The 20237-nt window shown below is 43.4% G+C and carries 16 protein-coding genes; 8 read left to right on the top strand and 8 right to left on the bottom strand.

Annotated features, from left to right (window positions below; genetic code table 11):
• The first annotated feature begins 265 nt into the window (after positions 1 to 265).
• The 6 genes from ACQUQM_RS13840 to ACQUQM_RS13815 all read left to right on the top strand — a co-directional run bounded on the left by ACQUQM_RS13840 (position 266) and on the right by ACQUQM_RS13815 (position 6948).
• Positions 266 to 1201 carry an alpha/beta hydrolase gene (locus ACQUQM_RS13840; protein WP_432470485.1) on the top strand — a complete coding sequence of 312 codons (936 nt, stop codon included), beginning with the start codon at positions 266 to 268 and terminating at the stop codon, positions 1199 to 1201.
• 216 nt (positions 1202 to 1417) lie between these two features.
• Positions 1418 to 2392: a TRAP transporter substrate-binding protein DctP gene (gene dctP / locus ACQUQM_RS13835; protein WP_432470484.1), complete on the top strand. Its 975-nt coding sequence runs from the start codon at positions 1418 to 1420 to the stop codon at positions 2390 to 2392.
• A 33-nt stretch (positions 2393 to 2425) separates the two neighbouring features.
• On the top strand, positions 2426 to 2950 hold the full coding sequence (locus tag ACQUQM_RS13830) for a TRAP transporter small permease (RefSeq protein WP_432470483.1): 525 nt from the start codon (positions 2426 to 2428) through the stop codon (positions 2948 to 2950).
• A 4-nt stretch (positions 2951 to 2954) separates the two neighbouring features.
• On the top strand, positions 2955 to 4265 hold the full coding sequence (locus tag ACQUQM_RS13825; RefSeq protein ID WP_432470482.1) for a TRAP transporter large permease: 1311 nt from the start codon (positions 2955 to 2957) through the stop codon (positions 4263 to 4265).
• A gap of 179 nt (positions 4266 to 4444) precedes the next feature.
• Positions 4445 to 5521: a Rieske 2Fe-2S domain-containing protein gene (locus ACQUQM_RS13820; RefSeq protein ID WP_432470481.1), complete on the top strand. Its 1077-nt coding sequence runs from the start codon at positions 4445 to 4447 to the stop codon at positions 5519 to 5521.
• A gap of 485 nt (positions 5522 to 6006) precedes the next feature.
• Positions 6007 to 6948, top strand: coding sequence for a helix-turn-helix domain-containing protein (locus ACQUQM_RS13815; RefSeq protein WP_432470480.1), 942 nt, complete (start codon positions 6007 to 6009; stop codon positions 6946 to 6948).
• A gap of 58 nt (positions 6949 to 7006) precedes the next feature.
• Here ACQUQM_RS13815 and ACQUQM_RS13810 read toward each other — a convergent pair whose 3' ends face one another.
• From ACQUQM_RS13810 to ACQUQM_RS13780, 7 genes are all read right to left on the bottom strand, one after another.
• Positions 7007 to 8017, bottom strand: coding sequence for a DcaP family trimeric outer membrane transporter (locus tag ACQUQM_RS13810; protein WP_432470479.1), 1011 nt, complete (start codon positions 8015 to 8017; stop codon positions 7007 to 7009).
• A gap of 839 nt (positions 8018 to 8856) precedes the next feature.
• Positions 8857 to 9984 carry an S-(hydroxymethyl)glutathione dehydrogenase/class III alcohol dehydrogenase gene (locus ACQUQM_RS13805; protein WP_432470478.1) on the bottom strand — a complete coding sequence of 376 codons (1128 nt, stop codon included), beginning with the start codon at positions 9982 to 9984 and terminating at the stop codon, positions 8857 to 8859.
• A 95-nt stretch (positions 9985 to 10079) separates the two neighbouring features.
• Positions 10080 to 10721, bottom strand: a complete 642-nt coding sequence (locus ACQUQM_RS13800; protein WP_432470477.1) for an N-carbamoylsarcosine amidohydrolase — start codon at positions 10719 to 10721, stop codon at positions 10080 to 10082.
• A 1-nt stretch (position 10722) separates the two neighbouring features.
• A complete protein-coding gene (locus tag ACQUQM_RS13795; RefSeq protein WP_432470476.1) occupies positions 10723 to 11760 on the bottom strand; it encodes a 2,5-dihydroxypyridine 5,6-dioxygenase in 1038 nt (345 codons plus the stop codon).
• 31 nt (positions 11761 to 11791) lie between these two features.
• Positions 11792 to 12613, bottom strand: a complete 822-nt coding sequence (locus ACQUQM_RS13790; RefSeq protein WP_432470475.1) for an alpha/beta fold hydrolase — start codon at positions 12611 to 12613, stop codon at positions 11792 to 11794.
• A gap of 25 nt (positions 12614 to 12638) precedes the next feature.
• A complete protein-coding gene (locus ACQUQM_RS13785; RefSeq protein ID WP_432470474.1) occupies positions 12639 to 13391 on the bottom strand; it encodes a maleate cis-trans isomerase family protein in 753 nt (250 codons plus the stop codon).
• 24 nt (positions 13392 to 13415) lie between these two features.
• Positions 13416 to 14378, bottom strand: coding sequence for an amidohydrolase family protein (locus ACQUQM_RS13780; RefSeq protein ID WP_432470473.1), 963 nt, complete (start codon positions 14376 to 14378; stop codon positions 13416 to 13418).
• A 547-nt stretch (positions 14379 to 14925) separates the two neighbouring features.
• Here ACQUQM_RS13780 and ACQUQM_RS13775 point away from each other — a divergent pair.
• Entirely contained in the window at positions 14926 to 17784 is a 2859-nt protein-coding gene (locus ACQUQM_RS13775; protein WP_432474826.1) for an FAD-dependent oxidoreductase, read from the top strand.
• A gap of 19 nt (positions 17785 to 17803) precedes the next feature.
• Positions 17804 to 18307 carry an aromatic-ring-hydroxylating dioxygenase subunit beta gene (locus ACQUQM_RS13770; protein ID WP_432470472.1) on the top strand — a complete coding sequence of 168 codons (504 nt, stop codon included), beginning with the start codon at positions 17804 to 17806 and terminating at the stop codon, positions 18305 to 18307.
• Between the two features lie 851 nt (positions 18308 to 19158).
• Here ACQUQM_RS13770 and nfsA read toward each other — a convergent pair.
• Entirely contained in the window at positions 19159 to 19896 is a 738-nt protein-coding gene (gene nfsA / locus ACQUQM_RS13765; protein ID WP_432470471.1) for an oxygen-insensitive NADPH nitroreductase, read from the bottom strand.
• Positions 19897 to 20237 lie beyond the last annotated feature (341 nt).

Below are 20237 nucleotides of genomic sequence, written 5' to 3'. Positions count from 1 at the left end.
TTACCGCTAAGGTGGTTATACAGGTGGGTAACGTGAATTGCCTCACATAAGCAGTGTAGGCCGCAGTAGATACAGTTAAGGCTATAAGTTGGGACTATATTTGTCCGCTGTTGCTACCTGTTTTGCATGAATATTCAAGTGGCCGAATAGAGATTCTTAAGTGCAAGGTATTACAAAAATGAAGGGAAGAGGAGTTGAAATATAAAATTAGTCAGTATACTGTTTAGTTGTCTTTCACATTTCTGTTAGCCGGAAATGATCCGGGATGCTGAAACGTGAACAGATAAAAAAAACATTGGAGGCGGGAATGGCGTTAGATTTTGAGTACACACATTTAACAGCAGATGAAAAAGCTGTGCAGTTAAAGCGAGACGCAGATTACAACAATCGTTGGGCTGTTCCTGATAATGAAGAGCATCTCGCGCGCTGGGCTGAAATGAGTGCTGAAGTACGGAAGTCCCTGAAATGTACATTGGATATTCCATACGGTGATACTCCCCGTCAGAAACTGGATATCTTTTACCCTGAAAATAAGAATCCGCCTTTGATCATCTTTTTACATGGCGGCTATTGGATGAGTATGACGAAAGATTCCTATAGTTTTATCGGTGAAAATTTCGTACGTGAAGGTATTGCTTTCGCTTGTGTTGATTTCGAGCTTTGTCCAGATGTTACGGTTGAAGAGATTATACGCCAATCAAAGAAAGCGATTGGATACTTATGGGACAATTCTGAAGCTCTAGGATTTGATTCGCAGCGAATCTATCTGTGTGGCCATTCATCCGGCGGTCATCTGGCTGCAATGATGCTGGCTGGCTCACAAGAGGATCTGGATGTCGTACCATCGAATATTTTTCAGGGGGCGATGATTGTAAGTGGTATCTTCGATATGGAGCCAATCCGCCATACTTATATTAATCAAAATATTAATATGGGGGAGGAATCCGCGCGTAAAACTAGTCCTACTCAACAGTTGCCAAACGAGCGAACTCAAGTGCCTCATATGATATTTGGTACAGGTGAATTAGAGCTACCCGAGTACCATTATCACCAGGCTGAATATATAAAGGCCTTGAAAGGCCAGGGTCAAAGCCTTGAAGTTATAGATCCGGATGGTTATCACCACTTTGATGTACCTTATGACCTGGCGAAGCCAGATGGTGAGTTATACCAAGCATTCTTGAAACTAATTAACCAATAGAAAATCGAATAAGGAGGTGTGTCTCTTCAGTAATAGATACCTTCAAATCACCAGAAATGATGAGCAGGTAGGATGTTGGAAGAGGTAAGAAACGGTAAGAAGCGGTAAGAAGCGGTAAAAAACGGTAACCCAGACTTTATAAAAATAATATTTCAGGCTGAACTAAAATCGGGATATGCCCGAACAGAATTTAGCCTGCTGTCTAGGAACATGATCATGAAAAAAATTTTTGTAAGTACAGTTCTAGCAATCTCTGCAGCTTTTGCATCTTTTGGCGCATCAGCAACCGATCTTAAAATGTTAACGTCTTGGGGAGAAAATCACTCCGGAACCAAAAATATTGCCTACGTTTATCGCGATATGGTTGAAGAAAAATCGGGTGGGGATGTTAAGTTTACAACATTTGGCCCCGAGGTCGTTCCTGGAGGTAAACAGCTCCAGCCGGTTGCCAGTGGTGTCTTTGATGTTGTGTTTACTCATGGTTTATATCATACAGGTGTAACCGGTATTGGTGCTGCCATTGATGCCGTTGATAAAGATGTCGATAAGCGTCGCTCCAGCGGAGTGTGGGGTTGGATTGATCAGTATTATCAAACTACTCAGAACCTGAAAGTGTTATCAATTCCAACGGCTCACAGCGGTTTTCGTATGCTTTTGAAAGACCCTATGCCGAGTGATGGTCTTCTTAAGGGTAAGAAAATTCGGGCGCTGCCTTCTTACAATGCCCTGGTAGATAATCTGGAAGCTGCTCCAGTGGTTATTCCTTTTGGCGAGCTGTATTCCTCGCTGGAAAAAGGTGTGGTCGACGGCATGATCTGGCCTAGCGTAGGTATTGTGGGCTTCAAATTTCATGAAGTAGCCCCGAATCTTGTTGATCCCGTCTTTGGTAGTGTCTCTTATATGGTCATGATGAACCTTGATAAGTGGAATAGCCTGGATGGTGATGAGCAAAAGCTGCTGCTTGACGCAGGTTATGAGCTAGAAAAACATACAGTTACAACCTTTAATGAGCTTCTCCAGGAAGAAAATTCAGTCATGGCAAAAGCCGGCGCTAAAGCTGCCGAGTATGTGAATTTGTCTAAGAGTGACTTGGAAGAGCTGTTCGCAAAACAGGCGATGAAAGTCGCTGTGGACAATACCGGTAAAGACGGCGAAGCATTTCGAGATTTTGTGAAAGCGAAAGGTTTGTAAAAGACATCTTTATCTAGTTAAAGGAGAGTCCCTATGCACTCAATCAATTCATCGGTCTTTCGATTGCAGGATTTGATTACTAAAGTAGGTTTTTATGGCGGCGTATTGGGACTCTGTGTCATTACGTCTAGCTATGTGTTTGAAGTAGTTGCCCGATATATGTTTGATTCACCAACTACTTGGGCTAATGATCTGGTCAGCTATTTGCTCTGCATTTCAGTCTTTCTGGCATTACCGGAAGTGACGAGGAGCAGAGGCCATATAGCTGTAACCATACTTGTTGACATAGCGCCGAAGAAAATGACTGTTTTACTTCAGACCTTGATAAATCTTTTCGGCTTTATAGCTTGTGTTATTACAGCCTGGATCTGTGCTGATGAAACCTATCGTCAAATGATCAAAGGCATAACAACGCTTGCAAATGATCCGATACCTCAGTGGTGGATATCTATATTCATTGCATACGGGTTGTTGTGGTCAAGCCTCTATTTCTTGCGCTATATGTTCAGCCATTCTGAGCAGGAAAATGGGGAATTATCATTGGATAAGGTAGGTTAATCCCATGGCTTGGTACGGTATTCTTTCAGTAGGATTATTAATCCTCTTTACGTTATTTTTAACGGGTGTTCCTGTTTTTGTAGCCTTTTTAATGGCTGTGCTTGCAGGTATTGGCGCTGTAATCGGGACTGCGGGCTTTCCTATGCTTGCCAACAGTATCCTTAGTACAACTACAACGACTTCGATGGCATCCATTCCCTTATTTATTTTGATGGGTGAACTGCTATTTCGATCTGGCACTATGGATGTGCTTTTTAGATCTATCGATACGCTAATTGGTAGAGTGAAAGGCCGGCAGTATGTTTTGGTTGTCTCTCTTTCAGCAGTGTTTGGCGCGCTTTCAGGAGTTGCTATGGCTGTTGCTGCTATGCTTGGGCGAGCCGTCATGCCGGGCATGCATGAACGTGGCTATAATCGAAAGATTGCTGCGGGTTTAATCCTGGCTGGTGCGAGCTTAGCACCGATTATTCCACCCAGTTTGTTGGCAATAATAGTCGGAACGATGGCTGATGTTTCGATTTCGAAGTTGTTGATTGCAGGCATACTGCCTGGCATATTGCTAAGTTGTATCTTCCTTATATACGTGTTTATTCGTATTAAATTTGATCCGACACTAGCTCCGGCTACTGTTGAATCAGAGCATGAGGATACGACAGCAGGTCAGAAGATCATGGCTGTTACTCATTGTTTGCCATTCCTGATGGTCATTTTCTCAGTGATGGGACTGATTATGCTCGGGATAGCAACGCCTTCTGAATCAGCTGCGACAGGTGTAGTCGGTGCGCTGTTAACAGCGGCTGTTTATCGTAAGCTTAGCTTTAAGATGATCATAGAGTCAGCGGCGGCGGCGATTAGTGTTTCCGCAATGATCTTAGTGATTATGGCAGCATCTAAAATGTTTACACAGTTGCTGGCATTCACAGGTTCTACAACTGCCCTGGTCGGATTGGTCGCTGACCTTGATTTAGGCAATATCACGATGTTGGTGATAATGCTGGCAGTGCCATTTCTGCTCTGCATGTTCATCGATACCATTGCAGTGATGTTGATCACTATTCCAATTTATCAGCCAGTGATCGACAGTATTGGATTTGATCCGGTCTGGTTCTGGTTGCTATTTCTGGTCAATATTACTCTTGGCGCTATTACTCCGCCGTTCGGATATACGTTGTTTGCCTTTAAGGCCGTAGTTCCTGAGATGTCGGTTGCAGATGTGTTTCGGGCAAGCTGGCCATTTGTCGCACTATACATGGCTGGTATTGCGGTCATGATAATGTTCCCTGGTATTGTTACTTTCATCCCAGGTCTTTTTTAGGCGAATAAAGCTATCTTGCGTACCTTTGGCCAGTCTGCTAAATGAAGCAGCTAGCGCTAAGGTAAGCTGTAAGTAAGGTTGGCATGAACTGATTCCATGCCTTGGTTTGACACTGATAAAAATTTATGACAATTTGATAAAACAATCAGCATACTGATTATAATAAGAGAAGGTTGACTATGTTTATAAGAAATAAGTGGTATGTAGCTTCTTGGTGTAAAGATGTTACTCGTGAGCTGAGTAGTCGTAAGATCATGAATGACATGATCGTACTGTATCGCCTTGAGGATGGTACAGCTGTTGCTTTACGAGACAGTTGTCCGCACCGTAATGTGCCTCTTTCCGAAGGTAACTTAATCGGCGATTCACTACAGTGCTGTTACCATGGACTTGAGTTCAACGCGAAAGGCGAATGTACGCGTTCTCCTGGTATGGATGAAATTCCTGCTTGGGCTAAAGTTCAGGCATATCCTCTAGTTGAACGAAACGACTGGGTATACATCTGGATGGGTGATCCGGAATTGGCTGATGAATCCATGATTCCAGATGTTTACGATAGTATGCTTGACCCTGATTGGCATTGCGTAAAAGGTACAATTGATGTCAAGGGCGGCTATCGCCTGATCGTAGATAACCTGCTTGATTTGTCTCACCTGGCTTACGTCCATAGTTCAACAACAGGAAACGTTGAGGTAGCTGATCAAGCTGGAGTTGAGACAGAAGTTAACGGCGAACATGTTCGAGTGACGCGGTCAATGACCGACGTAGTACCTGCACCTGCATATAAACATTATGGTGAATACACCGAAAACGTGGATCGTTGGCAGGTTACTAACTGTTACGCACCATCTTACATTCTTATCAATAACGGCTCATATGCGGTCAGTGATCGTCCTGAACAGCCTGTTGATACAGCAACTGAGCGTGGTCACTGGGGCTTTCAGGTTTACCATGCCATCACTCCGGTTACTGAAGACCAGACAATGGATTTCTGGTGTGTCGCTATCGAGCGCTCAATGTTGAAGCCAGCTGCATTTGATGTCTGGCGTGATCAGATGATCAACGTGCTACGCGAAGATCATGTGGTTTATGAAGCGCAGCAGGTTTGGATTGATACTCGACCTGAATGCGAAAATGACGTAAAACCAGAAGGCGCACTGCCTTCAGATAAAGCGCTGATGGCTGCTCGTCTGATTCAGCGTCGCCTGTATAACGCAGAACAGAAAAACCTGGTACAAGAGGCCGGTGGAAGTTAAATACTAGTGGATCACCTCTGGTATATATTAGAAATTGGCCTGCTTATATAGAGGCCAATTTTATCTGAATAATATTCAAGCAATCCTGTTGCATCTCTCCTTTATAATGCAGATCGTAAAATTGACAGAATATTTGTTTTGTAACCTGAATGACTTTGCTACAGGATAGGTTGAATTCTTAACCTTCTGAAGAAATATAAATAGATAGTTTTTATTTAAATTGTTTTAAATTAATATCACAAAGCTGTGTTACACGTTGATGCTTCATTTGACAGTATAAGCGGGTGGGTCTGATGGCCGATACCAGGCTTCTATAAAAGAATTTGCGCTTACTAATCAAATGTTGCAAGGGCTGATGATTAATTAACGTGTAGTCTGTTTTTCTATAATCACTTAGTCAGTCAATTTTATGGTTGATTGATATTCCTGTGCTCTAAATTCGATTGTTGTCTTTATATATAATAAAAATAAATAAAGGAATCAATATGTTTGACAGAAACTTCTCAGAACCTAGTATGTCTACTCACTCGTTGAATAACTATTATTGTGTTGGTGATTCTGATGCCATCAATCAGGCAGCTCAACAGGTGGTGCATGAATATAATAGTTTATATAAGTATGAACTAAATGTTTTTCAGTTTAGCTCAAAGGATGTGAAAGTAGATTTATTCTCAGGACGGAAAGACTTTTATGCATTGTGTATTATATTGGATGGTAGCTCTACATGGAACTTTGGCGGAAAAGCATTAGACTTATTTGTTGGCGACTCCGTTGTGCTAAATCCAAATGATGTATTTAATTTGAGCTGTAAAAAATATTGCAGGGCTATCATAATAAAATTTTATTTGGATGCTCTGTCTCTAGATATATCTGATCTTGGGTATTATATACCAAAAGCTGGTATTTTTTTTGATCAAAAGAAAAGTTCTGTAAGAAAGTCAGTAGCCCTTTCTGTCGCTCTATTGGAAATTCTTACTGATGATTGTTCAGAGTTGGATTTAAAAAATGTATCGTGTTTATATAAGCTGTTAATCAGCTTTATGTTAAAAAATTACTCTCATAATTTATTTGAATTTAAAGTTTCTCAGCCGGTGGGTGATCGGTATGTTGAAATGATTAGGCAGTATGTAATTAATAACTCAGAAGATGTTTTAAGCTGTGATGATATTGCTTTGTTGTGTGGTTTGAGCAGGAAATCAGTTTTCAATATATTTAGAAAAGAACTGGGGGTAACTCCGATGGCTTATGTAAGAAATATAAAGCTTGAGCTTGTATATAAGGACTTGTCTGAGAGAGGGAAAGTGAAAAACATTACTGAAGTGGCTATTTCTTATGGGTTTCTAAATGTGGGGCGGTTTTCTGGTTATTATCGAGACTTCTTTGGAGAATTGCCTTCTGAAACCATTAGAAGGTCACTTTATAATTAGTTGTAAAAAAAGCAACCCAGCGTGAAGGGGGGACCCTGGGTTGCAAAGGTATTAATTATTAGAAGCTATATTTTGCCATTACTTCTACTTGTTGAGACTCAGTTCTGGTCACTGAATCCAGATCAAACTGCCTGTACTCAACTCCGACTTCAAATTTCGGTAATACGTTGTATATCAGGTTAACATGTGCTGATTGGAACTTAGTATCGGCCGTATCATCGATATCTGCCATAGTGTAGGCAAGGTTCGCTCTCAACTTATCGTTAAAAATATGTCGGTAAGTGGCATTAAAGCCACTTTGCTTGACTGCGTTACCTGCAGCATCGATATCATTACTATCGCTGATGCCTAATTTACCTTGATCACCAACTTTTGTGAATTTACCTAGGCCTTCGCCGTAGTGGGCATTCAGTCGGATATCGTTTTTACCAAGCATAATTTTACCAGCCGCCGCAAATCCAACCCCGATATCACTGTTTTCCATTTCACGAGCCATTGCAGACACTTTGAAAACATTTCCACCATCAATAGGGAACTTGTAAGTTGCTATTGTGTCCGGGATTGAAGCATCAGCAAAGACCGGATCCTGTGCTGTCAGGTTAAGTGAATCTGTTTGATAACGAACCAAAGTTCTTCTGAAGTTAAATGCACCAACTCCACCTTTGCTTCCATTAATAAAATCAAATAATTCGCGATACTGAGTGGCTAAGAGCTGACCACTCCACGCTTGACCTACCTGTAGGTTGTCAACCTTCACCCAGGCGTGACGAAGACGGTAATCATTGGTAGCACCATCACCATCACCGTAGAAATCTCCCTCAAGAAAGCCTGTTACCTGATGGCCCTCTACAGGCGCTTGAACTTTAAAATTCAAACGAGTCTGCTTCGCGGTTGCATCGAAGGTTGTATCTCCGTTTTTAGGTTTGTTAAAAACGCCTTCAGCCTTAATGTATCCGCCAATACTGAATGTTGTATCGTTAAATGTGCCAATTTCCATGGAAAGTGCATTCGTAGATATCGCACAAGTAACTGCGGTTAATAAAATGTTCTTTTTATTGATCAGTGTCATAGATATATCCAATGTTGTTTTTATTTGCTAGGTCATACTATCTGTTATTTTTGAAATATTGGATATGCAGATAATGTAAAAAGCATACAGTTACGGTAATTATTTTGATCTATTTTTTAGGCTTTGCTGGCTTTATAATTATGGGTTGACGAATTGTTTTTTTTGTTTGTGAAGGTATAGATGAATTGTAAGAGTTTTGTTTAGTTTAAGAGTAGGCAATATTGCAATCGTTATCAGTTTTTGAGTTTGTGCTTCAGTTTGTTGTTGGATTTATTTTAGGTATCTTATTCTATATGAAAATATTAAATCTATTCTGTTCGCTACCTGACAGTAGCTGAGTCGATACGAAACTCGGTATGAAAAACTGAGGCGTAAGACATTATTCTTGGTTTTATATATAGTTTTATTGTAGGTTTGTGTGAATCTCTAATATAAGAGGATCATCTCATTGGCTGATTAGCTGGCTGCGTACGCCCTGTGAACAGGGAAGTTAGCCGTGATTTACTTCTTGTAGCATAGTTATATTTTGTAATGCGTGTCACATTACTAACGATTAGTCTGAGTTTTTGTAGACAAGATTGTTCTATCTCTGGACAGACTGTCTAAGCATGTCTACTTAAAATTTTTTGTAATGATTTGAGGCTTTGTTGAATTATTCTGCTTGTGTGTGAAGCTGGGGGTGAGGTGTAATACGTAAAAATATTTTAGTTTTTATCTAGGATAGTTTTTTTACTTATTTATATAAAATAATTTTTTCTAATTATTCTGTTTTCTGAGTGAATAAAATCACTGCCCTGCATTATTAACTAATTAATGTTTATGACAGGGCAGTGGTGCTCTTATTTATCGAAATGAATTACTGTACGGATACTCTTTCCTTCATGCATCAAATCAAAGGCTTTATTGACGTCTTCAAGCCCCATTGTGTGAGTAATAAAGTGATCCAACTTGAACTCACCTTCCAGATAGCGATTAACGTATTCTGGCAGCTCGGTGCGGCCTTTAACACCACCAAAGGCAGAGCCGCGCCATACGCGCCCAGTTACCAGTTGGAATGGACGGGTAGAGATTTCTTGTCCGGCGCCTGCTACACCGATAACAACTGATTCGCCCCAGCCTTTATGACAGCACTCCAAAGCGGAACGCATAATGTTGACATTACCGATACATTCGAAAGAGTAATCAACACCGCCTTCAGTCAATTCTACGATGACATCCTGGATAGGTTTATCGAAGTTCTTAGGATTGATGCAGTCCGTAGCACCCAGTTGTTTAGCCAGATCAAATTTACTTTCGTTAATGTCGATAGCAATGATACGGCCGGCTTTTGCCATGGTGGCACCAATAACAGCAGAAAGGCCGATGCCTCCTAGTCCGAAGATCGCAACTGTTGCGCCTTCTTCGACTTTTGCTGTATTCATAACTGCGCCCATACCGGTTGTTACACCACAGCCGAGTAAGCAGACTTCTTCTAAAGGTGCTTCAGGGTTGACTTTTGCCAGTGAAATCTCAGGTAGTACGGTGTACTCGGAGAAGGTCGAAGTGCCCATGTAGTGATAGATTGGCTCGCCGTTCTTAGAGAAACGAGTTGTTCCGTCTGGCATCAAGCCCTTACCCTGGGTTTCACGGATTTTTTGACACAGGTTCGTTTTGCCCGACTTACAGAACTTACACTCGCCACATTCCGGAGTGTATAGTGGGATTACGTGGTCACCGACGCTTACGCTGGTTACGCCTTCGCCGATTGACTCGACAATGCCACCTCCTTCGTGGCCAAGGATACAAGGAAAGATTCCTTCAGGGTCATCACCTGACAGGGTAAACGCATCAGTGTGGCAGACGCCTGAAGCGATTATTTTTACACGGACTTCTCCTTTTTGTGGTGGCATTACGTCCACTTCTTCGATGGATAGTGGCTGGCCTGCACCCCAGGCTATTGCTGCTTTGGATTTGATAATTTGCGTCATTAGGGTATTCCTAGTTTCTTGTATCAGGTAGTGCTGTATTAATGCTAATGCAGCACTTAATTCTTTAATGTAAGTGCATGAATATGCGTTTAGCTTTAAGAGCTTGATTTGAGCTTTGCAAGAGCCGTTAAAGCTTCGTCTCGAGTCATCACTGTTGCGTATTTCTGTTCCATGTCGAACAGGTTCGCTGCGTGAGGTTCTAGTGCGCGGTCACCTACACAGTCAGATAAAACCAGTGGACGGAAACCGCACGACATTGCATCGACGACACTGGCGCGAACGCAGCCACTCGTTGTGGCACCAGCAATCAGCAGAGTTTGTACGCCACGCTGTGCTAACCAGGCTGCTAATGATGTACCGAAAAACGCGGATGGAACGGTTTTTCGCACGACATATTCGCCTTCTTGTGGTGCTAGCTCGTCCACGATTGCGCTATTCGCATCGTCTTCTTTCAGAGTTAACATCCCAGGGATTTTCTGCGAGAAAATATTATGATCAGATCCGTCGTCAGCGAAAACAATGCGGCTGTGCACAATTGTCCAGCCTTGTTCTCGGGCTGCCTCGAGTAATGGCACCGTATTTTGAATGGCTTGAGGAATGTTTCCACCACCAAAAGTATCCGGGTCTGCAAAACTGTTAACAAAATCGACAATAAGCAATCCAATAGGTGCTTTCAATTCCAGTTGATTACCGAAACCTTGCCGCTCGTATGTGCTGATCTCGTTATGATTACTCATACTACTTTCCATCCAATACTTTGCCCTTACGCACGACCTCAGTATCATCTAAGAGTACTGTGCAGTTACGCAGCGGGATGTCGATATGGCAGGTAGTAGTTCGATCCCCGCCGGCTTCATTATTAGGCCCAAATGAGAATAAGAAGTTACCTTCAAATGCTCTGGCGTCCATCCCGATCGTTGCTTCACGATCATACAGGCCTAAGGTGGTCCAGTTAGCGCGAGGCTGAAGGCCCCAGCCTATATGCGAAAATGCATATGCTTCTGGATCATTGAACGTTGCCATATATTCACGTAGAAGGTCTGCGTCTAAACCTCCTTCGATACTGGTGGCATAACCGTTCTCTATAGTGATATGTACAGGCTCGACTGCATATCTTTTTTGAGGCAGCAGAATGTCGCCACGGTCGATCACAAGGTGTCCATTCGCGCTCCGTTCGTTTGGCCAGGTTAGTGCAAAACCACTCGGCCAATGATCCCAGCGGCCCGGCTCATCAACGTAGCCGTATTCACCGATTGCTGGGAAATCGCCAAGTTCGAATCTGATGTCTGTTCCTGCATCAGAAACAGCGCGCATCTCCTTTGCTCCCTTAATTAATTCGCAGGCGGCAAGTACGCGCTTACGATCTGCTTCGTTAGGGATCATGCGCACAAGAACTTCAGGTGGCTCAACAGCAAGCAGGATTTTAGTGCCACTTCTCAGGATGTCGTGCTGTTCAGGTGAGAACAGCAATGTCATCAGGTCCAGCACCAAATCGCTTTCTTTAAGGGCTGCGATAGCGGCATTATTGCCGGTAAGTGGTGTGGTGCCGAGCCATGCCAGCGAGTCACGACTGAGTGCTTTTTCGGCATTCACTGGCGGTAAATCAAGGCGGTTGACGATTGCGCCCATCGATTGTGTCGCTATCAAAGCTGAAGAAAGCGTCTGTGGATGAGTGGCCGAGCTAGTGAGTATTGTCACGCTCTGACCAGGTTCGAGTTTGGATAGTTTTAACACCTGTTCCCAGGCATTGATCATTTCGAAATCACTTACTGGCATATTATTGTCCTTTTTTTCAGTGCGCAGAATTTTATGAACTGGTTATTGGCGTTCCAAGAAAACTACCGAAAGCTTTATAAAATCCCTCTTCGTCATCCCATGGGATCATGTGTCCCGCGTCAGGTACGTGGCTAACGACAAGGTCGTCGAGAAGGGTCTTGATCTCTGTAACATCTTCTTCTCGAATAACGTCGCCTCGACCGGCTATCATCAGCATTACCGGAACTTTTACATATGGCATGTCGACATGGAAATCATCGGTGTGAAAGCCATTGAAGCTGTCTACGATCGCGCGCTCGTCACATGTATGAAGCCACTGCATGCGCAGACGTAGTTGCTCTTCAGTCCAGGTAGGACAGAACGTACGCATTTCTTCCAGTTGAATGCCTTTTTTGGCCATGCGGATAGAATCAACATACCAAGGCAGCTTTGACGGATACTCACGACGGCCAGGGCCCGAAACGGGAGGATCTAAAAGTACTAGTCGAGCGATTGCGCCTGGTTTGGAATGAGCGGCACGAATACCGATGCGGCCCCCCATGGAGTGACCGACCACGCTATAGCGCTCTAGTCCCAAGGCTTCCGCGAAAGCGAGTAAGTCCGCGGCTTGAGCGTCAAGGCTGTAATCCAGGGTGTCGGATGCTTCTGATAAACCGCGGCCACGAACATCAAGAATATAAGTGTCGTAGTGTTCGCCAAAACGCTCGCCGACAAATCCCCATGTTACTGCCGGGCTAGTGATGCCGGGAACGATAATTACCGGATCGCGACCTTCTTTGGCTTCACCGTAACGCAGGAAATGCTGCCGAATGCCATTGGCCTGAACCTGACCACCGTATTGGAAGTTACTCATGATTATGTTTCTCTCCTGAATTATCTTAGTAAGCGCCAGACAGTAGGGCACCAGCACCCGGAACAATCGGCTCAAGTTCAAGTTCTTTGAGCATCGCGTAAGTAGTTGCGATGGCTGCTGTTACTACGGGCTTGCCAGTCATGGCTTCAACCTTAGATACTGCAGGTAGAGATGGCATTTGAACGCATGCTGACAGAACAATGGCATCGACGTCACTGTAGTCCATTTCGGAAACAATACCTGGTAACTTAGAAGGATCATGAAGGCCTACTTCGAGATTGTCTGCTATCTCAAGTGCACGCGAATCAACAACTTCGTAGCCTTCGTTTTCGATGTAATCGACAACCATTTTGGTCAATGGCTTCATATACGGGGTTACCACAACGACGCGCTTAGCACCAATTACTTTTAATGCGTCTACGAGTGCGCCTGCACTGGTTAGTACCGGTGCTTCACCGCCGTTGGCTTGGGTGTGCTTGGTTAGTCGCTCACTTGATACGCGATGATAGCCATGACCCATAGACATAATGGCGACGAGGCAGGCGTAGCCTAAAACATCTACGCGTGCATCGCTTAATTCCAGAGCACAGCGGTCTGACTCGCCATCCATTGCGGCAAGCTCTTCTTTGGATACTGTCATCATTCGCATACGACTGGAATGAAAGGTAAATCGTTCTGGACGTATTAATTGCCTGGCGTTGAGCATTGCCGGAATTTCAGTTTCCATTGTTGTATTTGAACTCGGTACTATCTGGCCGATACGATATGAGTTTTTCATGTTCTTCTCCTGGATTTTTGGAGGTTATAGTTTGAAGATTCGTTCGGCATTGCCGTGGCATACCAGATTTCGTGTTTCTTCATCAAGAGGGGCATTCTCAATAAATTCAGCCGCTACATCAGTGGATTCGTAAGGGAAGTCTACTGAGAACATCACTGATTCAGCACCCATCTCGGCAATTGCGCCGACGAGTGCTGCTGGTGAGCAAACGCCGGAGGTGGTGATAAGAATGTTGCTGCCAAAATATTCTGATGGGCGTTTCTGCAATTTGATGCCATGAGGGTAAGCTTCAAAGCGGCTATCGAAGCGCCAGCGCAGAAAAGGTAAGGCCTCTCCCATGTGACCGAGTATAAGTTTAAGCTTTGGAAAACGATCAAATACACCACTAAACAAAATGCGTAGCGCATGGGTGCCGGTTTCAACTCCCCAGCCCCATGTGGCGCCAGCCAGCTCTGGGTGGCCTTCGGCCGCAATAAGTGGCTGTGATGGATCGGTTGGGTGTAAATATAGAGGCACATCAAGAGCCTGCATTTTTTCCCAGAATACATCGTAAGAAGGGTCGTCGAGGTAAACTCCATTGGTATGGCCATTTACCATAGCGCCTTTAAAGCCGAGTTGAGTAACAGTTCTTTCTAGTTCATTGGCGGCTGCATTCGGATCTTGCATGGGCAGACAGGCAAATCCAGCATACCGGGTTGGGTGGCGGGAGACCTGCTCGGCAAGAAAGTCATTACTTTCTCTTGCTCGTACAATTGCAGTAGGTGTGTCCAGCTCAGCTTGAACGCCTGGGCCTGTCTGGGAAAGGATCACCATATCAATGCCGGCTCTGTCCATCTCACCAAGACGAATTTCATCGAAATCAGTTAATGCTTGGGCTAGTTGTTCAAAGACATGTGGCTCTAGATGCTGTTGATAACTTTTGGAATAAGATTGGAAGCCTGGGGTCATGAAGTGCTCTTCCAAGGCTATTTTTTTGATTTTTGCCATCTTAACTGTCCTGTGTGGGTTCGCTTCATCAACTGACAGCGCAAGACACTGTCTCGTTTGATGTTCTGTATATCTCTTTCAATACAATGCTTTAGCAGCAGGTAGTTCGGAAATTGCATTGATTGAATATATGTCAGTATACTGATTAAATTTAGATTGGCAATGCTGGAAGTGATGCAGAATTGCCTGCTGGCAATGACTTGGGTCATGTTGAAGTGAAGTTTTTGAAGGTAATTAAACTGAAGAGCAGCAGGGGTTAATGTTTGCCTGAAGTAAGGGTTGGGAGGAGGAGTCACTCTTTTGGGGCATGCATTTAATGCTAGCTGCTAACGCTAAGGTTATAGAACTTAGCGAATAGGTTTATTTGAGGGTTGTGTTTAAATATATGTTCAGTATACTGATCAATATTAATATAATCAGCATACTGATTAGTTAGTTTTGAACTTTGTTAAAGAGTAATTATTGGGATGGTGTGTCTGACACTTATTTCTAGGTTACATACCCACATAATTAATAATAAGAGGGCTTGTATATGGCTTGGACTTTACTGGGTAAATCGGAGGGACTGCTAGACGAGGGTCATGTGATGGCAGTCACGATAGAAGAGACCCCAATCGCCGTTTATCGCATTGATGGCCAGTATTATGCGACTCATAACATATGTACCCATCAAACGGCTTTATTGTCCGATGGATTTATTGAAGACGGCTGCATTGAATGCCCTCTTCATCAGGGGTTGTTTGATATCCGTACTGGTAAAGCAAAGTGTGCACCGCTTAAAGAAGATCTTCAAACGTTCCTGGTTAAGGTTGAAGACGGTGGTGTATATGTCGATATTTCTCAATCTGCAGCGGAGCACACTGAAGCTGTAGCAGAGAGTGGCGCTGAGATAGAAGCTCTGCCGGTCGATGATCGCAACTTTGTTATTGTTGGTGGTGGTCAGGCCGCGGCCAGTGCTATCAATACGATGAGGGATCAGGGTTATACAGGGAAAATTCAGGTAATTAGTGAAGAATGGCACCCTCCTTACGAGAGACCGCCTCTGTCTAAGGATGTCCTATTAGGACGTGGCGGTCCTGATTCTTGTCATCTTTTAACACATGAACGTATGAAGCAGCTTAACGTTGATTTTCGCGGTGGTGTATTAGCGGACTCTCTGGACGTTGAAGCGAAGACTCTTCAGCTTAGCGATGAATCACAGATAAATTATGACAAGCTGTTGATTGCGACAGGCTCTCGACCTCGAATCCCTGATATTAAGGGAGCTGACTTGCCGCATGTGTATGTGTTGCGGAATCTTGATGATGCTATTTCATTGAAGAGGGTTCTAGGAAAAGATCGCCGTGTGGGAGTTGTAGGTGGCGGCTTTATTGGTTTGGAAGTTGCCTCAGTTGTCGCGGAGTTAGGAGGAGAAGCGACGGTTATAGAAGCAAATCCTCGACTATTGTCGCGAGTTCTACATCCTTTTGCCGCAATGCGAGTACATCAGGCTGCGGAACGTAAAGGCGTCAAAATCATTACTTCAGCCAGAACCTTGGGTATTCACTCTACAGCCAACGGTTTAGAGATCGAACTGGATACTGGTGATTCACCAGAAGTCGATCTGATTGTTATAGGTATTGGTGCTGTGCCTAATGTTGAATTGGCAGCTGCAGCAGGTATTCAGTTAGAGAATGGTATAAAAGTTGATGCTAGCGGATTAACGTCTGACGCACACGTTTATGCGGCTGGTGATGTAGCCACCTGGCCAGGCAGCCCGGATGGTCGTCGACTGGAGTCGTGGCAAAATGCCCAGGAGCAGGCAGCAGTTGCAGCCCGTCATATGGCTGGTGATGAAAGTGCGAATTATGATGTTTTGCCTTGGTTTTGGTCCGATCAATTCGGCATCAACATCCAAATGCTGGGAACGCCTGAGGCGGATCATCAAGCGATTATTGATGAGCAGAAAGGTCAGCCTGGCGCTGCCTATTATATACATGATGGTGAGAAATTAACGGGAATTGTCGCTTTTGATGCGCCTGTTGCAATACGCGATGGCCGAAAGTGGTTAGCTCAAGGTTTATCGATCGATGCCCTTAAAGCCTGGTTGGAGTCTGATCGTAAATCCCCAGCTGAAGCGCAGCATGGTCTTAAGCCTGGACAATTGATAGCAACAAGTGGAGTCAATGATATGAATCTGAACGATTACTACGTATGGCCTAAAGAAGGGCTGACAAAAATACCTGATTGGGTTTATACCGATCCAGCTATCCATGATCTTGAAGTAGAAAAAATATTTCATGCAGACAGCTGGAACTATGTTGCTCTTGAGGCTGAAATACCAAATGTGGGCGATTATGTCCGTAGCTATGTTGGCCCAACGCCTGTAGTTGTTAGCCGTGATGAAGACGGTGGTATCAACGTATTTTTGAACCGTTGCGTGCATCGGGCTGCTGAATTTGCACGAGATTTACGCGGCAATGTTTCCGAGTTTGTCTGTCCTTATCACCAGTGGTCTTATGATCTTAAAGGTAACCTTGCCGGTGTACCCTTCCGTCGTGGTGTCGATGGCAAAGGTGGTATGCCGAAAGACTTTAAGAGTTGTGATCATGCATTAACGCAGCTAAATGTTACTACCCGCGGAGGCGTTATTTTTGCGTCATTCGAGGAGGAGATGCCATCACTTGAAGAGTATTTGGGTGAAGAGGTTCTTAAGGAATTCGATGCGACCTTTGACGGTCGGAAGTTGACAATTCTTGGATATTATAAGAATACCCTTCCAGGTAACTGGAAGCTCTATCATGAGAACCTGAAAGATCCATACCATGCTACCCTATTGCATACCTTCCTGGTTACATTCGGGCTTCTGGTTGCGGGAAACAAGTCCTCAATGCTGAGTGATCCATCAGGTTTCCACGGGGTAATGGCCTCTGCTCGAGGTGGTAATGTCGATGAAAGTACAGTCAAAGAAATGCGTGCTTATCGCGATGATTTTAAGCTTGAGGATGCGAAGTTCCTTGAGTATGTCGAAGAGTTTGATTCGCCTTGGACTGTGACTATGTCAACAATCTGGCCAAATCTTATCGTTCAGCGCGAGCTGAATACTCTTGGAGTGCGGCAGATAGTTCCGAATGGTCCAAATGAGTTCGTGATGAACTGGACTATGTTCGGCTTTGAGGGAGACTCTGAAGAGATGACTCGCCATCGTTTGCGTCAGGGTAACCTGATGGGTCCTGCCGGCTTCCTGGGTATGGAAGACAACGAAGCGATGAAGTTTGTACAAGACGGAATGAAGAACTCAATTCCTGGTGATCATTTCGTTGCCTTGGATCCGGCCCGAGAAACCGGGACGGCCGATACATTGATTTCTGAAGCAACAATTCGGGGCATGTATAAGGCTTGGCGCGAAAAAATGGGCATCGCTTGAGTTGAATTAGGAATTAATTATGAATCTTGAACAGCTGGTAAAAGATAAAGACACGCAGGCGCTATCGGTGCTTGTTACTCACTTTAACAATGAATACGCTCGTGTGCTTGATGATGGCACTTTAACTGATTGGCCTTCTTTCTTTACGTCCGATGCGTTCTATATTGTTACTGGTAGAGAGAACTATGAAAATGACCTTCCAGTCGGATTGATCTACTGCGAAGGCCGGGCGATGATGAGAGATCGTGCAGTTGCTATCGCTCACACAGCAATGTTTGCTCCGCGTTATTTACGACATTTTATTACTAATACCTTCGTTGAAAAAATTGAAGGTGGTGAAATTACAGCATCGGCTAACTATATGTTGATGCAAACACTTCACGATAAGCCGGAAACAACGACCCATCAGGTAGGTCAATACATTGACACATTTGTCGTAGAGGCTGGAGAGCTTAAGCTCAAAAAGCGTGCTTGTGTCTATGACGATTTGCAATTAGATAATTCTTTAGTTTATCCTGTTTAGTTATAAAACCTGTAATACAGCGCCCTCGGGCGTTGTATTACATTGCTTATTTGATCTCCCTGGTCGTGATCAAATTTTGATCTTATATTCTGCGACCTTGTTGTTAAATGGCATTCCAGCGGCTAGTGATTTAGTTATATAAAAGAATTAGGTCACTAGCTTTTTACGATTATTAGTGGTGGATTTAAAAGTCAACTTTTCTAGTCAATAATGATTGTCTGTTATACTCTTGCCTTGCAGGGGTGATTGAATAAAACTTCTTCGTGTAATGAAAGTTTCTGCTAATTTATTAAGTATATTTAGCAAGTTTAAAATATTCTTTTGTTTTTGTTTTTGATGGGTTAGATGTTCAATCGGATTTAAATAATTTATGCAGAATTATGATTTACGTTGCTATGGATTATTATAATACTTTTGCTAATAAATTATCAGAAAGTCCTGCCAACCATAGCTTTAAGAGGGTTGATTTTACTGAACGGTTAATCACTTTGTTCTGTGGTTTATCTCACTAGAATACTATCAATAATGGATCGATACCCGGGCTATAATTCGCGTGACCTTCCTCGGTAGGCTGGCGTAGCTCTCCCTGAAGCTATTTTATCTTAGTATCCTGCTGCTTCACTATCAACTAGGCTCGCTATTTCAGTAGTAGAGTTTAAGTAAGTGAAATAGCCTGCTTGATATCTCTATACGTCGTGTAATCCCAGGGGATGGTTCGTTCGGAGGCTTGTATAACTGCTTCGATATCCGAATTCTTCGGAAAGCGCTGGGAGCTAATGTCAAAGTCTAGAGACGCTGATAATGAAGTAATAAAAAGGGGAATACCATCTGATGTTCAGGTGATTGTAGTATTAGTTGCATTTAAATCCCTGTTGTTCAAGAAAATTTTTCATATGAGGGCGAGATTCTTTGCTTAGCATTGCGCTCATTTGCTTGCTCCAAGGCTCAATTTTATTATTCTCATTTCGAGTCTTGTAGTACTTCAGGGTAACTTCATCGTAGTCGTTAATGAGTTGGTTGTCTTTCACTGAAGAATACTTCTCTTGCTTGAAAATTAGTTCAAGTGGCAAGCGTGGCTTTATTTCAGGATTTTGATCAGGATAGCCTAGGCACAGGCCGAATACTGGGTAGACATTTTCTGGCAGTTCCAGGAGTTTACTTACAGCATGGGGGTCATTACGAATACCGCCAATATAGACGCTACCTAAGCCTAATGACTCAGCTGCGATGACTGTATTTTGAGCAAATAGTGATGTATCAACTGTCGCAGTGATTAGCTGTTCGGTGAAGCCTGATAGCATGTCCTGCTTGTGTTTTTTACTACAAAGCGACAGGCGATGAAAATCTGCACAAAATACAAGAAATACAGGGGCTGATGATACATAGCTTTGGTTGCCAGCCATTGCTGCTATTAATTCTCGATTACGAGTATCTTTTACTTGAATTACGGTGCAGGCTTGAATGAAACTGGATGTCGCAGCTGATTGGCCTGCTAGAATGAGTTCACTCACCGTGTTATCTGGGATTTCTTGTTCTGTAAACTTTCTAATAGATCGGTGTTCTTTTATTAGGTCTATAATTTTATTCATTAATTGTCTTTTTTGTTAGGGCAGGATAGGTTTTGAAGAAGTTAGTGCTGGATAAATGGTTGTACTGGTCAGTTGTGTTTACTTAAAGGTGCTGAGATATCTCAGCACTTGAGAATTGGTTTTTCGGATAGTTCGGGGTTTTAAACTATCGGACTGTGTCAGTAACTGAATTGAAATAACACTTTTTATTCCACTATTTAGATTTGAATTGGTGGAATTAGAGTTAGCTTTATATGAGCATTCTCGGGTTAACCTCTCTCTGCTAAAAGAGGATTAATAAAGTCATGGAGGTCAATTGGATGAGATAGATTTATGTCCAAAACAATTTTTAAATAAGGCAT

The sequence above is a fragment of the Amphritea sp. HPY genome (assembly GCF_050870985.1).
GTDB lineage: Bacteria > Pseudomonadota > Gammaproteobacteria > Pseudomonadales > Balneatricaceae > Amphritea.
The sequence above is the reverse complement of the archived record's forward strand: the minus strand, read 5'-3'. Positions and strand labels throughout refer to the sequence as shown.

Coding starts and splice junctions, on each gene's coding strand:
- ACQUQM_RS13785 (WP_432470474.1), bottom strand. CDS start 13,391: ATGAAAAACTCATATCGTATCGGCCAGATAGTACCGAGTTCAAATACA.
- ACQUQM_RS13805 (WP_432470478.1), bottom strand. CDS start 9,984: ATGACGCAAATTATCAAATCCAAAGCAGCAATAGCCTGGGGTGCAGGC.
- ACQUQM_RS13800 (WP_432470477.1), bottom strand. CDS start 10,721: ATGAGTAATCATAACGAGATCAGCACATACGAGCGGCAAGGTTTCGGT.
- ACQUQM_RS13810 (WP_432470479.1), bottom strand. CDS start 8,017: ATGACACTGATCAATAAAAAGAACATTTTATTAACCGCAGTTACTTGT.
- ACQUQM_RS13830 (WP_432470483.1), top strand. CDS start 2,426: ATGCACTCAATCAATTCATCGGTCTTTCGATTGCAGGATTTGATTACT.
- ACQUQM_RS13815 (WP_432470480.1), top strand. CDS start 6,007: ATGTTTGACAGAAACTTCTCAGAACCTAGTATGTCTACTCACTCGTTG.
- ACQUQM_RS13825 (WP_432470482.1), top strand. CDS start 2,955: ATGGCTTGGTACGGTATTCTTTCAGTAGGATTATTAATCCTCTTTACG.
- dctP (WP_432470484.1), top strand. CDS start 1,418: ATGAAAAAAATTTTTGTAAGTACAGTTCTAGCAATCTCTGCAGCTTTT.
- ACQUQM_RS13770 (WP_432470472.1), top strand. CDS start 17,804: ATGAATCTTGAACAGCTGGTAAAAGATAAAGACACGCAGGCGCTATCG.
- ACQUQM_RS13795 (WP_432470476.1), bottom strand. CDS start 11,760: ATGCCAGTAAGTGATTTCGAAATGATCAATGCCTGGGAACAGGTGTTA.
- nfsA (WP_432470471.1), bottom strand. CDS start 19,896: ATGAATAAAATTATAGACCTAATAAAAGAACACCGATCTATTAGAAAG.
- ACQUQM_RS13820 (WP_432470481.1), top strand. CDS start 4,445: ATGTTTATAAGAAATAAGTGGTATGTAGCTTCTTGGTGTAAAGATGTT.
- ACQUQM_RS13840 (WP_432470485.1), top strand. CDS start 266: ATGCTGAAACGTGAACAGATAAAAAAAACATTGGAGGCGGGAATGGCG.
- ACQUQM_RS13790 (WP_432470475.1), bottom strand. CDS start 12,613: ATGAGTAACTTCCAATACGGTGGTCAGGTTCAGGCCAATGGCATTCGG.
- ACQUQM_RS13780 (WP_432470473.1), bottom strand. CDS start 14,378: ATGGCAAAAATCAAAAAAATAGCCTTGGAAGAGCACTTCATGACCCCA.